The sequence below is a fragment of the Rhodococcus sp. no. 34 genome (genome assembly GCF_054589475.1).
In genome coordinates, this window is sequence record NZ_BAAILK010000026.1 from 629,967 (window position 1) to 645,670 (window position 15,704).

Consider the following 15,704-nt stretch of genomic DNA (forward strand, 5'->3'; position numbering starts at 1 on the left):
GTCAGTTCCCCTGTGCTGCAGTGCGGATGGCGGTCTCGAGGACGGTCAACGCGTCGTCGAGCAGCTCTTCGGAGATGACCAGCGGCGGGAGCAGACGGATGACGTTGCCGTAGGTACCGCAGGTGAGGATCACGACGCCGGCAGCGAGGCATTCGGCGGCGATCTTCTTGGTGATGTCGGCGTCCGGCTCCTGCCCACCGGGCTTGACCAGCTCGATGGCGAGCATGGCGCCGCGACCGCGAACGTCGCCGATGACGTCGAGTTCCTTTGCCAGTGCGTTCATTCGGCCGACGACGGTCGACTCGATGGTGCGTGCGCGGCCACAGAGGTCGAGCTCACGCATCTGGTCGATGGACGCCAATGCAGCGGCGCAGGCGACGGGGTTACCGCCGTAGGTGCCACCGAGGCCGCCGGGGTGGACAGCGTCGATGAGCTCGGCGCGGCCCGTGACAGCGGCGAGCGGCATGCCGCCTGCGATGCCCTTGGCGAGCGTGACCAGGTCGGGCACGATGCCCTCGTGATCGCTGGCGAACCAGGCGCCGGTACGAGCGAAGCCTGCCTGAACCTCGTCGGCGATGAAGACGACGCCGTTCTCCTTGGCCCACGCGACGAGCGTCGGGAGGAATCCTTCTGCGGGAACGATGAATCCACCCTCACCCTGAATGGGCTCGATGAGGATGGCGGCCGTGTTGGCAGCGCCGACCTGCTTCTCGATCATCGTGATGGCGCGCTGTGCGGCCTGCTCACCGGTGATCTTGGAGCCGTCGACATTGAGGCCCTCGCGGTACGGGTAGGACATCGGGACGCGGTAGACCTCGGGGGCGAACGGACCGAAGCCGCTCTTGTACGGCATGGACTTCGAGGTCAGTGCCATCGTGAGGTTGGTGCGGCCGTGGTACGCGTGGTCGAAGACGACGACTGCGTCGCGACCGGTTGCGTGACGGGCGATCTTGACGGCGTTCTCGACGGCTTCTGCGCCGGAGTTGAACAGCACGGAACGCTTCTCGTGGTCACCGGGGGTGAGTTCGGCGAGACGCTCGGCGACCTCGACGTAGCCCTCGTACGGAGCGACCATGAAACAGGTGTGGGTGAAGTGCGCGACCTGATCCTGAACTGCGGACACGACGGCCGGGTTGGAGGCGCCGACGCTGGTCACCGCGATACCGGCACCGAGGTCGATCAGCGAGTTGCCGTCGACGTCGACGATGACTCCGCCGTCTGCGTCGGCGACGTAGACCGGGAGGGTGGATGCGACGCCGGCGCCGACGACCTTCTTACGGCGTTCGGCGAGCGCAGCCGAGCGCGGGCCCGGGAACTCCGTGACGATGCGACGCTCCTGCGGAAGCCGGTATTCGATTGCACTCATGTGACCACCCTCTCGGTTGTGTATTGCATTCGAGTATGCGACGCGCGAAGCATCGCAAGCACTGCCGAAATGGATACCCGGAGCTCCAGGGCTACTCCATATCGGCAACGACAGCTAGCCTTGATCAGGTGACGGTTCCGATCTCGTGGCTCTTGCGCCAGAAACACCTCTCGCTGGCTCTGCTCACCGACCGAGCAGCTGCCACCCACCCCGTCACGTTTGCGCAGGCCACAGAGCTGACGGACCCCACCCCGTGGCTTTCCGGCGGCGAATTGGTGCTCACCACCGGGCTGGCACTGGTGGGCGCGGACGCCACCGACTACAGCGAGTACATCGACCGTCTGGCCGCCGCAGAAGTATCGGCTCTGGGTTTCGGGACCGGCCTTTCCCACGAGAGTGTGCCCACAGACCTGATTGCCGCCGCCCGCAGCCGCGGACTCCCCCTGCTGGAAGTGCCGTTCACGACCCCGTTCGCGGCAGTCACGCGCGCGGTGATGACCCGTCTGAGCCAGCAGGAATACGAATCGGTACTCCGCGCGGCAGAAGTACAGACGCGCATCACCCGCGTTGCACTGCGCGGTGGCGTGTCGGCGATCGTGCGTGAACTGGCCACGGCCACAAAAACTTCGGTGGCGTTTGTCGGTGATCGGATCACCGCGGTGCATCCGGCAAACCAGAAGTCGTTGATCACCGAGGTTCGCGCGGTCGCGGCCACCACCCGCGATCCCAACGCTCCGGCGTCGATCTCGCAGAGCACACCCGAACGGACGCTGACACTGTCCCCCGTCGGCGTCACCGACAGCTGGCACGGCTACCTCGCCATGGCGGGCGCCGGGCCCCTGAGCAATATCGACAGAGTGTTGCTCGGGCATGCGGTCTCGCTGCTCACTCTCGAACTCGAGAAACCGGTTCGACTACGGGCCGAGCGAACTCGACTCAACGCCATGGCTTTCGGGCTCTTACTCGACGGCCGAATCCCCCAGGACGGTGTGCCGTCGTACTTGGACGAAGCGAGCGACACGCACGGCAACATTCGTGTCGTCCACGTTCGCGGATCCGGACTCGGCCCCGTTCTTCGCGAACTCGACAACGCTCTCGCGCGAGCAGGCCGGCCGTTGTTCGCGCAATCCGAGGACGGTTCGCTGACCGTCCTCCTCCGAGGAACCGACACAATCGACACCGCCAAAACACTACTGGCGCAGCTCTCCCCCACCGAAGCGAAAGCCGTGCGTGCCGGAATCAGCACCCCTCACCGTCTTCTGGACGCACCGCGCGCACTCGTCCAGGCCCGCGCCGCGGCCAATCTCACGACGGCCACTGCCCGCATTCTCGAGTTCGACGCTCTGAGTGGTTCGACGATTCTGGCATCCGAGCCTGCCCGTGACGCACTGATCGCAATGGCAGCGGACACCATCCCTGTGCTGACGGAACACGACCAGGCACACGGAACCGCACTGGCCGCGTCTTTGCGCGCCTATCTCGAGGCAAACGGCCAATGGGAATCGGCCGCAGCCGAACTCGGTGTTCATCGGCACACCCTCCGAGGTCGCATCGCACGCATCGAGGAACTGCTGCAATGCGACCTCGGACAGGCCAGGGTCAGAGCCGAACTGCTGCTATCGCTACTCGCCTGGGAGGGCCGCTGAACCCTCCTCCGCGTGCACCGAAGCGAAGCTCGACGCACCGCGGACGAGTAGTTCGAGTTCGGCGTCGACCGTGCAGAGACGGGCGGTGTCCAGCGCTCCACTGCGGCTCACGCTCGACATCAAAGCCGTGAACCGGCGCACCGCTTGCGGATTGGCGGCGGTCCACAACTCGACGACCTCCGGAATACCTTCACCGAGCGCACCGGACACGAGGTCCGCGAAACGCGCCGTCAACCTGGCATGGACGGCAGCGCTGCCCATGACCTCCCAATGCGAGGCACCGACGGCGACGTCGACGCCGCCGAGAACATCGCCCAGATCGAGAGCGTCGGAGAGTTCCCGATAGATCGCGGCTGCGGCCGCGGCCGTCGTATTCTCCTGCAGTGCAATGTCTGCCAGGGCGAGTGCTCCGAAAGACGCCTCGATGCGCTCGCTGGCCGGCAAACCGTCGGTGAGTTCCCGCACCGGGGCTGCCCACCGATCGATGTCGGCGCGCGGGTTCACGGTGAACCGGCCGGCAGCACCCGGGCGGCGCAACACCCAGCTCATCTCGGATTCCAACAACTGCTGCAAGCGATCGAGAGCCTGCAACTGCTCGGTGGCGCGCAGCTCCGAGTTCAAGATCTCGCGCCGAAGTTCCTCGGTGCCGAGCACTTCGCTGACCACTGCGTAGGCCAGAGCCGCTTCCGGACTGTGGACTCCGAGGTGTTCCTCGAGCCGGAACAGCACGCCGGGTCCGACGCGGTTGACCAGTTCGTCGACAACCGAGGTGATGATGATGTCGCGGCCCAACCGATGTGCGCGGACTGCGTCCGGTGCGGCCTCGACGACGGAGAGCGGGAAGTACTGCGGGAGACGATCGGCGAAGATCTGATTGTCCGGGACCGTCGATGCGCCCAGTTCCGCCGTCAGTACGTTCTTCGACTGCGCCACCAGCACAGCAAGTTCCGGCCGCAGGAGACCCTGCCCGGCACGCGCCCTGACCGCCAGCGCCTTGGCGTCGGGCAGAGATTCTTCCAGTCGCTTCATGGCGCCCGCCGAGACGAGGTTCTCGATCAACCGCTCGTGCTGATCGAGCAGGGCCGGTGCGCGGTGCTCGGCCAGGCTGATCGCGAGGGTCTGATCTTCACTGGCCTCGAGCACCGATGCGGCCACCTCGTCCTGGGCCGCCGCGAGTAGTTCATTGCGCGAGGTCGAGTCCAACGCCGCGAGTGCGATCTTGATGTTGACCTCACGGTCCGAGGTAGCCACGCCGGCCGCGTTGTCGATGAAGTCGGCGTTGATTCGGCCACCGCCAGCGGCATATTCGATGCGGGCACGCTGGGTGAAGCCGAGGTTGCCGCCCTCACCGACCACCGTCGCACGCAACTCGTCAGCGCTGACGCGAACTGCGTCGTTGGACGGATCGGCCGCGTCGACGTTGCTTTCGGTCGACGCTTTCACGTAGGTACCGACGCCACCGTTCCACAACAGGTCCACCGGAGCACACAGGATCGCTCGGATCAGTTCCTGCGGGGTCAGCTTCTCCTCGATGATTCCGAGGGCCGCACGCGCCTCGAGCGGAAGGCGGATCGACTTCGCGCTCCGCGGCCAGACGCCACCACCAGGCGACATCACGGTGCGGTCGAAGTCGTCCCAGGACGAGCGCGGCACGGTGAAGAGGCGAGCGCGTTCGGCAAACGTCGTCTCGGTGTCGGGGTTCGGGTCGATGAAGATGTGGCGGTGATCGAATGCCGCGACCAGACGGATCTTGTGCGAGAGCAACATTCCGTTGCCGAACACGTCGCCGGACATGTCCCCGATACCCGCGACGGTGAACGGATCGGTGTCGACATCGAGGTCGCGCTCGGCGAAGTGCCGTCGAACCGCTACCCAGGCGCCGCGAGCGGTGATGCCCATCGCCTTGTGGTCGTAGCCGGCCGAACCGCCGGAAGCAAAAGCGTCGCCGAGCCAGAAACCACGCTCGACGGCGATGCCGTTCGCGACGTCGGAGAACCGCGCTGTCCCCTTGTCTGCTGCCACGACGAGATAGGAGTCTTCACCGTCGTACTCGATTACTTCTGCCGGGTGTACCGCAGCGCCGTCGACGATGTTGTCCACCACGTCCAGCAGGCCGCGAATGAAGGTGCTGTAAGACTCCTGCACCTGCGCCGGAGTCGGTGACGACGTGCCCCGAACCACGAACGCGCCCTTGGCTCCCGAAGGAACGATCGGCGAATTCTTCACGCTCTGGGTCTTCATGAGACTCAGAGCCTCGGTGCGGAAGTCCTCGTATCGATCCGACCAACGCAGGCCACCACGGGCGACGGAGGAACTACGCAGATGCACGCCTTCGACATTGGGTGCGCTGACGTAGATCTCGCGGAAGGGAACGGTCTTCTGCGGAGTGGAGAGCAACTGCGAGTCGATCTTGAACGACGCGTACGGTAGCGGTTCGCCGCTCTCACCGCGCAGGTACCAGTTGGTGCGCAGAGTCGCCTGCAGGAACGAACGCACGCCGCGCAAGACGCGATCCTCGTCGAGAGTGTCTGCACCGTCGACTGATTCGTCGATAGCTGCCGTTGCGGTAGCCACAGCTGTCTCACGCACACCCGCCACGGCGGGGTCGAAACGCGCGGTGAAAAGTTCGATCGCCTGCCGTACGAAGAGTGGCTTCGCTGCCAACACTCCGACGATGTAGCTCTCGGACAACCCGATACGAGCCTGAGCGAGGAAACGGCACGCAGCGCGCAGCAACTCTGCGTCGCGCCACGTGATGTCTGCTCGTCCGATCAGACTGGAGAATGCGTCCATCCGGGTCTGTCCGGCGATGACGGCTTCGAAGGCGTCCGCCATCTTCTCCAGCGCACTGCCGTCGAAGGTGCTCGGCTCGAAGGTGAAGTAGTGCGCCGAACCCAGAACGGTCGGAAGGGGGCGGTGCGTCGAAACTCGGAGTCCGAGGGACTCGAAGTTCTCGCACAGATCGGAGAGGGAGGGCTCTCCGGACGGCCACAGCACCACGCAGGTCAGATCGTCACTGTTCAGGTTGTCACCCTGACGGAAGACGAGTCGCTGGCCCGCTGCGGCCAATTCGGCGACCAGTTCGAGCGCCGGGTCACCGGATCGATCACCGCCTGCCGGTCTCGATTCTGCAGCTGCGGTCTTGGTCGCCGATGATGTGCTCGCCATTGAACACCCTCCTGGAAATTATTGGATCCGAACACTTTCCAGTGTTGCGTGGATCACCGGAAAGAGGTCGTGCCCGATAGGAGTACCAACCCCCATCGGGCACGACATTTCGGCAGTTGCGGTGAGCTCAGTCGCCCAACCTGATCGGAGCAAGCTCCTCGAACACGTCGCCGGGTCCGGGATTCTCGGCAGGCGCAGCGCCGCCGAGATGGTTGACGACGCCCCATACCGCGTTGATCGCGGTCTGGATCGCGCCCTCAGCCCAGCCGGCGGTCCACGACACGTCGTCACCGGCGAGGAAGATTCCCCGATGACGCGGTTCGAGATCATTCTGCACGAAGTGGGAGAACAGGCGCTCCTGGTAGCGGTAGTGCCCCGGAAGGTTCGCCTTGAATGCGCCCATGAAGTCGCGCTCGGTTTCCCACGACAGCGTCACCGGGCTCGAGATGATGTGGCTGCGGAAGTCAACGCCGGGGTAGATCTCTTCGAGAGAGCGCAGCATGATGTTCATGCGCTCGGTGGCGTCGAGCGCCAGCAGCTTCAGCGAATCGTCCGACCAGGTGTACGACAAGCAGATCAGGCCTGGCTTGCCCTCGCCTTGATCCAGCAGGTAGGTGCCGCGACTCATACGGTCGGTCAGTGTCATCGACACCGAATCACGGCCGGTCACGGGGTCCTTGTCCTTCCAGAACGGGCGGTCGACGAGAACGAACACCTTGGTCGAACCCATGTAGTGAGTTCGCTCGATCGCAGTCCAGTGGTCGATCGGGAACAGATCGTCGTCACACCTGATATTGTTCAGCAGCATCCAACTCTGCACTGTCACAACGGCACTCGCATACGTGCGAATGAAACCTTCGGAGTCGGTGACCGTGATGTTGCCGGGCTCGGTACGCCGGAGTTCGGTGACGCGGGGACGCGTCTCACCGTCGTTGAGCGAAGCGACCGTAGTACCGGCAGGCCAATGCGCCATGTGCGCCGGGGCGCGGTTCCACAACCGCATCGGCAGCTGCTGCGATCCACCGACGATGCCGCGGTGGTCGTCGTCGGCGGCCGTGATGACCACACGAAGGATTTCGAGGATCGAGTTGGGGTAGTCGGTATCCCAACCGCCCGTACCGAATCCGACCTGCCCGAACACTTCCCGCATGTGGAAGGACTTGAAATGCTTCGACGCGGCGAGGAATCCGTAGAACGTCTGGTCGTCGTAGCGCACCACGAGGTCGTTCCAGATCCGCTTGATTTCTGCGGTGTCGCGGTCACGAATGGCCTGCTGCAACGGAATCAGATCGGCATGCTCTTCGAGAGTGCGCTGCCAGGCCTGCGCCACCTCGGTGTAGATCGGCGGCAGATCCTCGAGAGTGTGCGCGTAGTGGCTCTCGCCCTTGAGATCGATGACGGTGCTCGGCGTGACCTCGGCAAGGGGATTGGGGAACTCTTCGGTCTGCAGACCCAGTTCGTTCAGGTAGTGGAACAACGTTGTCGACGACGGTGGGAAACGCATTGCGCCCATCTCGGCGACAACCCCGGGGTGCCCGTCGAACTCGACCGACCGCATCCGGCCACCGATCTGATCAGCTTCGTAGACAATCGGTTTGAGACCGATCTTGAGCAACTCGTAGGCCGCGATCATGCCGGAGAGTCCGCCACCGATCACGGCAACTTCTGTACCCAGTGCCAGATCGGGCACCGAGCCGAGTCCCGCCGGACTGGAAACGTAGTCGTCGTACGGGAACGGAAAATCCGGTCCGAACATCGTGAGGGGCGGCTGCTTGCCGGGTTCCGAGGAACTGTCCGGAGCTACTGGGATGGTCATCTACGGTTCTCCTTGGAGACAGTCGTGACAGGAAGGTCTGGATACAGATCGAGGCGTCGATCGTCGAGATGTGTATTGAGAGTGCGCGATTGCGCGACGGTGGCGGCGGCGATGTCCGCGAAGAGCAATTCCTGGTCGCCGCCGGCCCTCGCCAACTCGGCACCGTCGGGCGCGATGGCGCACGAGAGACCGCAGTAGGTCAGCTCGGTTTCGGCGCCGCAGCGATTGACGTAGGTGACAAACATCTGACTCTCGTATGCGCGGGCCGGAACCACTTGCTGCGCAATGTGTTCGTACGGAGTCATCAACCCTGTCGGCACGATGAGCCATTCGGTACCGGAGTCGGCATGGGCCCGAACCGCTTCCGGAAATTCCACGTCGTAGCAGATCAACAATCCGCAGCGGATGCCCTCGAAATCGAACCCGACCACCAGGGTCTCACCTGGCCGAAAGTGCTCACGGTCGAGCGTGCCGAACAGATGCGTCTTGCGGTAGTGCGCAAGCGAAGTGCCGTCGCGGTCCACCACCTGCACGCTGTTGTAGACGTCTCCCCCGTCGAGTTCGGGGTAGCCGTAGACGACTGCGATGCCTGCACTTCGAGCAATCTCGGCGACGGAATCGAAGATAGGGCCGTCGGCCGGCTCCGCGCGTAGCGACACCAGTTCACCGATGTCGTAGCCGGTTGCGGACATCTCCGGCGTCAGCAGGATCTTCGCACCGGATGCCGCAGCCTCGCGGGCAGCAGTGTCGATTGCAGCGAGATTGAACTCCACCGACGCAAAGGTGTCCGGGGTGGTGAGCGGACCTTGGAACAGGCCAACTCGAACTGAATCGACATGCATGGTGCGCTCCTTCAGGAGTTCCGTGACGCCAATTTTCGACGGTGTGTGTGACGGGGACAACTACCAGCGTGACGGGTGCCGCCAATCATGTCAACTCTTGTTTCCTAAGAATCAACATTCACGGATTCGAGTCTCACGAAGACGACGCGCGGGGCCCTTCCGGCAATGCCGGATTCAAGACCCACAGAACCTTCGCCAGAACCGAGCCTTCGGCCTGAAAACTATGGTTGTGCGTCGGCGTGAATGTGAAGGAATCGCCCGCCGCAAGTACGACGTCTTCGGCATCGACGGCCTCACCGTTCGGATCCGTCCGACCGCCCTCGAACGAGACCCGCAAGCCGCCCTCGAGCACGTGCACGAAGTTCACGTCGATCGGCAGACTGTAGAACTCCCGACCACTTCCGCCGCCTGGTTCCAGCTCGCCCAGCAGCACCTGAATTCGACGCTCGTTGGTAGGCGTGAGCAGGTACTCCGTCATCTTTTCGCCACCGAAGCTGATTTGCGGCATGGCGTCGGCGCGGACCACTTCACCGGCGGACGCATTCTCGAACAGGGATCCGACAGGGATCTCGAGCACCGCGCACACCTTGATCAGGGTCGCCACCGACGCGTTGACGTGATCGCGCTCGAGTTTCGAGAGATACCCCTTGGTCACACCACAGGCCTCGGCCAGGTCGTCGAGGGTCAACCGCTTCGATTGACGTGCCGCCTTGAGCCTCGCCCCGATGCGCGGTCCGATCGGCTCGACCGCTTCCTTCGCCTTGGCCACTGAACCCACTCCTTCACGACCGCCGTGTCCCTTTCAGGAAACAGGGGTTGACAACCGAGCCTCTTGAAGAAACCATACTTGCTCAGAGAGCTACATCACTGAAGGGCGCCCGGTGTGCGCCGAATCGAGAGCAGGGACCTCTGCACATGGCTACCAACAACCCCGGATCGTTCATCGGACCCGTCGACGCCACGCGCGTCCCCCGCTACGCCGAGCCGACCACCTTTGCGCGTCTCCCGCGCCTGGACGAGGTCTCGCGCGCCGACGTGACAATCCTCGGCATCCCCTTCGATTCGGGTGTCAGCTACCGCCCCGGTGCCCGGTTCGGTCCGGGGCACATCCGCGCTGCGTCGAAGCTGCTGCGTCCGTACAACCCAGCGCTGAAGGTCTCGCCCTTCGCCAACCAGCAGGTAGCCGATTTCGGCGACATCGGCGTCAACCCCTTCGACATCCAGGAAGCTCTCACGACGGTTCAGTCCGCCGTCACCGACCTGCGCGCCGACGGTTCCTCCGTGCTCACGCTCGGCGGCGATCACACCATCGCACTGCCGATCCTGCGTTCACTGGCCCGCGATCACGGCCCGATCGCCGTCCTGCACTTCGACGCTCATCTCGACACCTGGGACACCTACTTCGGTCAGCCTTTCACCCACGGCACCCCCTTCCGCCGCGCCAGCGAAGAGGGCCTGATCGACATGGAGCGTTCGCAGCACATCGGCATCCGTGGACCGCTCTACAGCGAGAAGGACCTCGAAGACGACCGCGTCCTCGGTTTCCAGGTGATCCGCAGTGACGACTACGAGGTCGACGGCGTCGCCAGCATCGTCGAGCGCATGCGTAAGCGCCTCGACGGTGGCCCGGTGTACGTCTCCGTCGACATCGACGTACTCGATCCCGCCCACGCTCCGGGCACCGGAACACCCGAAGCGGGCGGCATGACCTCTCGCGAATTGTTGAACACACTGCGTGGGTTGGTGGGACTCAACGTGGTCGGCGCCGACATCGTCGAGGTAGCGCCGGCGTACGACCACGCCGAGATCACCGGTATCGCAGCGGCTCACGTCGCTTACGAGTTGCTGTCGGTACTCGCACTCAATCGCTGAAGCAGCACAACGGTATCCGTCGTGTGATGCATCTCGGGGTTCGCGGGAAGATCACGTTCCCGCGACTCCGAGACCAACACCTTCCAACCATCGGTGAACAGCGACTCCACGTATTCGGGTGTATGGAGCATGGCCCGATGGTGCTCGGTCGGCGACTCGTGAGGTGAGTGGCCCACGATCAGCAAATGCCCGCCGGGCGCGACCAGATCTCCGAGAGCACGGAACAATTCCCCGCGCGCGGGTTCGAGCATGTGGAAGAACTGCGCGGACACCAGATCGAACGAGCGCCCCTGCGGATCCCACTTCGTCAGGTCGGCTTCCAGCCATTCGATGTCGACGCCCTCGCCCTCGACGTGAGCCTGGGCGCGGCCGAGCGCAACCGACGAGATGTCGGTGCCGGTGACCTTCCACCCGCGACGCGCCAACCACAAAGCGTCGGCACCTTCGCCGCAACCGACGTCGAGTGCCGTGCCCGGTTCCAGGTCGGAGGCTTCGGCAATCAACTGTGGGTTGGGATTTCCGCTCCAGCGCGCGGGGCGTTCCTCGTACAGCGAGTTCCAGAACTGTGCGTCCGCCTTGGCGTACGGATTCTCGGTGGTATCGGAGTTTTCGTGGTGATTGTGGTGTTCGTTGCTCATGCACCCAGGATGAACGACCTTCCACAACTCACGCAACCATCTTTGCTGAAACAGCAACTTCTCCATTTCGACGCCCTGCTAACGTCACGTCGTGGCCGGTGGATTTCCCGTGTTTCGTCTCTACTGCAGCTCAGCAGGCCCATACGTTTTGTGTTGTGCGCATTTCCCCGAGTTCACCGGTTCGAACTCGGACGAAGAGTTCAGCGTCCAGCAGAGCTTCGACCGCGCAGTCGAGAAGATTCTGCGCTATGCATCCTTCGAACCGACTACCTTGACTTTGGTCGGCGAGCAGCAGGGCTATCCCGTCGGAGACCGACTGTTCGATTTGACAGTTCCGCGTACCGGAACCGTCTCGTACGCGTTCCAAGAAGCCGGACCGCCGTGGATCGTTCTCGGCCTTGATGTTTCGGCGGACGAATTCTGGTCCGAAATCGACGACGACGCAGACCTCCACGGTCTCGGCCCCACCTCCCCGTTGAGGTCAGTTCCAGCAACCGTGCTCACGGAGACCGGGTGGCCACGACGAAGTGACCTCGACTCCCCGTGAACTGAACCAGAACTCCAACCTTCGTGAAATCGAACAAAAATCCGCCCGATTTTCGTGAGGATCGACCGAGATGCCCGTCACGTCCTACGCCAAGATTTAGCGGTCACACTCGACTGCGCCCTCACGATTCACTCCCGGGCCCCGGCTCCTTCACGGAGGCACAATGAAACACCGCTCCTATTCGACGCTTGCCGCGACCGCGGGGCTCGCGCTCGTATTGTCGGCTTGCAGCTCGGGAGGCACGTCCTCGGGCTCCGGCGGCGGTGAGCCTCTGACTGACGGAACCTTCCGGTACGCGTTGCAAGGCGATCCGGGTGCACTCAACCCGATCATGTCCGGCTCTGCGGCAACCGCGGAAATTTCGAAGCTGGCGTACGACTCCCTGGTCTACCAGGATCCTGAAACCAGTGAATTCAAACCATGGTTGGCCGAGAAGTGGGAAGAAACGCCGACCTCCGCGTCCTTCACCATTCGTGAAGGCGTGACCTGTACCGACGGGTCGACGCTGACTGCGCAGACCGTCGCGAACAACATCAACTTCGTAGCCGATCCAGCCAAGGGTTCACAACAACGCGGCACCACAGTTCCCATCGGCGCTTCGGCCACTGCCGATCTCGCCACCCGCACCATTACGGTAACCACTCCGGCGCCGACCCCGTTCCTCCTCCTCACCATCAGTCGCCTCCCGATCATGTGCGATGCCGGACTCGAAGATCCGACCGCCTCGAACAACAAGTCGCTGGGCTCCGGCATGTTCGAAGTCACCGAAGTCTCGGCCAATGACCACTACACGTTCGAGCGTCGTGACGGTTACAGCTGGGGGCCCGACGACACCACCTCCGACACACCGGGTGTCCCCAAGACAGTCATTGCTGTCATGGCACCCAATGTCAGCACCGCAGCAAACCAGCTTCTCTCAGGCGAACTGAGCGCATCTCCGATCGCCGGTCCGGACAAGGATCGCATCGATGCCGCCAATTTCGACTCGGTCCAGCGCCCACTTCCCGCCGGTCAGATGTACTTCAATCAGATTGCGGACAATCCGACCAGTGATCCCGCCGTTCGAAAAGCTCTCGTCCAGGCTGTCAATCTCGACGATCTCGCTGAAGTCATCACTGGCGGCCAGGGCACCCGTGCAACAAGTCTTGTCTCCGTCGAGCCCCGAGCCTGTGTGTACGACTCTGTCGCAGGCAACATTCCGGACTTCGACCTCAGCGCAGCAAAGGCAACACTGGACGCTGCAGGTTGGACCGCCGGCTCCGACGGCAAACGAAGCAAGGACGGAAAGCCGCTGACCCTCCGCCTCTTCTACGCTGCCGGCGAAGATGCGCGCAGCGCGGCAGCCGAGCTCACCCAGTCGGCATGGTCCGACCTCGGTGCGACCGTCGAGGTGACAGGAGCCGACCAGACCAAGGTTGTCGACGTCATGCTCAGTGGCAAGGACAACAACCAGTGGGACATCGCGTGGATCCAGATCAACAATTCGGTTCCCAGCGGGTTCGTCCCGTTCTTCTCCGGTCCTGCTCCGGCAGCAGGTAAGAACTTCTCTTCGATCAACAACCCCGCCTACGAAGCAGCCGTTGCCAAGGCCTCCGGTTTGACCGGCGACGCAGCATGCGCGGAGTGGGCAGACGCCGAGTCACAGATCACCAAAACGGTGTCCGCAGTCCCGTTTGCAGATACGGTCTTGAGCTTCTACTTCAACAAGGCCGGACTCGCATTCGGTAAGACCTTCATCGGTTCTGCGTTGCGCCTCTACCAGTAGGCCGGTCGACCGAACGCGGTGCGTCAACGAGATACGTCAGATCATTGTGATCTGACGTATCTTGTTGCCACACCGATCGTCTCGTTGTCGAGTTCGACGTAGGTCAGCTGAGGAATGCTGGACGCAAGTTCACTGAAAGCCCACTTCGCGACATTCTCGAATGACGGACGGAAATCGAAAATCTCCGGCCAGGCACCGCTCGCCAATTGCTCGGCACATCGATCGACGGACTCGTCCAGAGCGTCCGTGTCGACAAACCATCCACGTTCTCCGAGTTGGTCGTCCTCGAACGAGAACGCCACTCGCATCGTCACGCGAAATCCGTCGGCAGGCATCAGCGGCGGCAAGTTCTTCGCGTCCCGCACCGGTGCCGGAAGCCCCTGCCTCACAGCGAATGTACGACGGATCTCGATACTGAACATGCGCACCAAGGTATCAATGTTCATCACAATTCTATGAGCGGACCAATCGCGCAATCGCGTCGTTCGCTTCTTTGATCTTCGCGTCCGCCTCGGGCCCACCGGCAACAGCGGCTTTGACGACGCAGTGGCCGATGTGGTCCTCGAGCAGGCCCATGGCCACCGCCTGGAGGCCCTTGGTCATCGCCGACACCTGCGTCAGGATGTCGATACAGTACTTGTCCTCGTCGACCATGCGCTGCAGGCCGCGAGCTTGACCTTCAATGCGACGCAGACGCGCCAGGTAGTCGCCCTTGGCGGTGATGTAGCCGTGCGAATCTCCCGTGCAGCACACATCGCCGGTCGCATCACTGCTTTGGACACTGTTTGGAGCGCTGCTTGGCGCACTGCCAACTTCTGTCGCTTCCGACATTCGATGTCCTCCTGTTCGTCAACGCGTGACTTCGCAACAATTCTCGTTACCGGTGCGATGTGCGGATACTCTTCGACTTCCCTTGTCTTGCAGAGCAATCACTGTGCACATCGCCACGCACTTCGCTACTGCGCGAACAGATGGGTGCATGGCGATTAGCGATGCCCGTTTTCCCGCTGCTGCGAAACGCATTCGGTCTCAGTGCCCGTGGTGCGCGTGGTTCGCATGTTCGGACGCAGGTGGGGTCGCATTGTCGGCCGTCAGCGTGAATTCCGCCGTACGCACCACTCCGCCGTGCTTGAAGTCCAAAAACAACCGGTAATCCTCGGCGCTCGGCATGTTGGCATAGAAGGTGATTGCCGGTCCGGCCGGCGTGACACCGTCACCGGGGTAGCCGTCCGGATGGACATGGAGATAGGCGAGGTCGGAGGCACGCAACGCGACCAGATGCCCGTATGCGGCAAGGTAGGGCTGCAAGTCTGTGACCGGGATTCCGTCACGACTGACCGAGAGCGTGAGCTTCGATGTCTGGCCGGCATGGGCCGCGCCTTCGAGGGAGACGGTATAGCCGTCGACCGTCGTGGCGGCAGTAGCGGCGGGCAACGGCCGAGGATCGTAGGATCCGGCGACGCGCACATCCGCACTGAGCGTGATTCCGTCACCACCGTCCGGAGTGAAATCAGCGAAGACTCGATAGTCTCCCGCATGATCGAAATCGACTGACACATGCCAGTTTCCGTTCTCGTCCAATTCGGGATGCACGTGCTGGAATCCGGTCAGGTCCAGACCGACCACGATCAGATGCAACTGCTTGTCGTGGGTGTCCGTGTACCGGATCAAGGGAGTTCCAACCGGATCCAGGATCCGGAACTGCAAGGGGACATGGTTGCCGACGGTCGCCTCCGACGTTGCCAATTCCAGTGTGTAGCCGTTGTCGCTGAACATCTTGCCCTCCAAAGTTTGGGTCGGCAGCACTCTCGTTGCCGTCTGCGTCAGGTTCTGCACTCCTTGACATCGAACCTGTTGCAATTTGTACCATACCCCCCTAGGGTATGCAACGAACTACTCGAACACCCTGAATTCACTCGAAGGAGATCCGATGCGCATCTACGCAGAGCGCCGGCCGAACGAGTTCCAAGAACAGCATTTCCCCGCGCACCTCAACGAAGCGCTGCGCCGATGTCGCCCCGGCTCGCTTTCGACACCCCCCGAC

13 protein-coding genes are annotated in these 15,704 nt (G+C 62.9%); 4 read left to right on the forward strand and 9 right to left on the reverse strand.

Annotated features, from left to right (window positions below; all coding sequences use genetic code 11):
* Position 1: 1 nt before the first annotated feature.
* Positions 2-1,366: a 4-aminobutyrate--2-oxoglutarate transaminase gene (gene gabT, locus ACYP01_RS12070; RefSeq protein ID WP_007727077.1), complete on the reverse strand. Its 1,365-nt coding sequence runs from the start codon at positions 1,364-1,366 to the stop codon at positions 2-4.
* Between the two features lie 128 nt (positions 1,367-1,494).
* On the opposite strand from gabT, the gene ACYP01_RS12075 reads away from it, so the two are divergent.
* The gene (locus ACYP01_RS12075) at positions 1,495-3,012 is read left to right on the forward strand and encodes a PucR family transcriptional regulator (protein ID WP_209448309.1); all 1,518 of its coding nucleotides are present in this window, start codon (positions 1,495-1,497) and stop codon (positions 3,010-3,012) included.
* Here ACYP01_RS12075 and ACYP01_RS12080 read toward each other — a convergent pair.
* The 4 genes from ACYP01_RS12080 to ACYP01_RS12095 all read right to left on the reverse strand — a co-directional run bounded on the left by ACYP01_RS12080 (position 2,989) and on the right by ACYP01_RS12095 (position 9,607).
* Positions 2,989-6,180: an NAD-glutamate dehydrogenase domain-containing protein gene (locus ACYP01_RS12080; protein ID WP_404650469.1), complete on the reverse strand. Its 3,192-nt coding sequence runs from the start codon at positions 6,178-6,180 to the stop codon at positions 2,989-2,991. The genes ACYP01_RS12075 and ACYP01_RS12080 overlap by 24 nt on opposite strands.
* A gap of 127 nt (positions 6,181-6,307) precedes the next feature.
* On the reverse strand, positions 6,308-7,996 hold the full coding sequence (locus ACYP01_RS12085; RefSeq protein WP_007727084.1) for a flavin monoamine oxidase family protein: 1,689 nt from the start codon (positions 7,994-7,996) through the stop codon (positions 6,308-6,310).
* Positions 7,993-8,838, reverse strand: a complete 846-nt coding sequence (locus tag ACYP01_RS12090; protein WP_063315099.1) for a carbon-nitrogen hydrolase family protein — start codon at positions 8,836-8,838, stop codon at positions 7,993-7,995. The genes ACYP01_RS12085 and ACYP01_RS12090 overlap by 4 nt, the downstream gene beginning before the upstream one ends.
* Before the next feature lie 133 nt (positions 8,839-8,971).
* The gene (locus tag ACYP01_RS12095) at positions 8,972-9,607 is read right to left on the reverse strand and encodes a helix-turn-helix domain-containing protein (protein WP_082920573.1); all 636 of its coding nucleotides are present in this window, start codon (positions 9,605-9,607) and stop codon (positions 8,972-8,974) included.
* Positions 9,608-9,753: 146 nt separating this feature from the next.
* On the opposite strand from ACYP01_RS12095, the gene speB reads away from it, so the two are divergent.
* A complete protein-coding gene (gene speB / locus ACYP01_RS12100) occupies positions 9,754-10,710 on the forward strand; it encodes an agmatinase (protein WP_003941134.1) in 957 nt (318 codons plus the stop codon).
* Here speB and ACYP01_RS12105 read toward each other — a convergent pair.
* Positions 10,674-11,348 (reverse strand): class I SAM-dependent methyltransferase, encoded by a 675-nt coding sequence (locus ACYP01_RS12105; RefSeq protein ID WP_037129351.1) that lies wholly within the window; start codon positions 11,346-11,348, stop codon positions 10,674-10,676. The two genes, speB and ACYP01_RS12105, sit on opposite strands and share 37 nt — an antisense overlap.
* 91 nt (positions 11,349-11,439) lie before the next feature.
* Between ACYP01_RS12105 and ACYP01_RS12110 the strand changes: the two genes are divergently transcribed.
* Positions 11,440-11,895, forward strand: a complete 456-nt coding sequence (locus tag ACYP01_RS12110) for a hypothetical protein (protein ID WP_338927328.1) — start codon at positions 11,440-11,442, stop codon at positions 11,893-11,895.
* 163 nt (positions 11,896-12,058) lie between these two features.
* Positions 12,059-13,660, forward strand: a complete 1,602-nt coding sequence (locus ACYP01_RS12115; RefSeq protein ID WP_050655997.1) for an ABC transporter substrate-binding protein — start codon at positions 12,059-12,061, stop codon at positions 13,658-13,660.
* Between the two features lie 41 nt (positions 13,661-13,701).
* Here ACYP01_RS12115 and ACYP01_RS12120 read toward each other — a convergent pair whose 3' ends face one another.
* The 3 genes from ACYP01_RS12120 to ACYP01_RS12130 all read right to left on the reverse strand — a co-directional run bounded on the left by ACYP01_RS12120 (position 13,702) and on the right by ACYP01_RS12130 (position 15,496).
* The gene (locus ACYP01_RS12120) at positions 13,702-14,106 is read right to left on the reverse strand and encodes a 6-carboxytetrahydropterin synthase (protein ID WP_054187872.1); all 405 of its coding nucleotides are present in this window, start codon (positions 14,104-14,106) and stop codon (positions 13,702-13,704) included.
* A 7-nt stretch (positions 14,107-14,113) separates the two neighbouring features.
* A complete protein-coding gene (locus ACYP01_RS12125) occupies positions 14,114-14,491 on the reverse strand; it encodes a metal-sensitive transcriptional regulator (protein WP_064111441.1) in 378 nt (125 codons plus the stop codon).
* Positions 14,492-14,689: 198 nt separating this feature from the next.
* Positions 14,690-15,496, reverse strand: a complete 807-nt coding sequence (locus tag ACYP01_RS12130) for a hypothetical protein (RefSeq protein WP_234551009.1) — start codon at positions 15,494-15,496, stop codon at positions 14,690-14,692.
* Positions 15,497-15,704 lie beyond the last annotated feature (208 nt).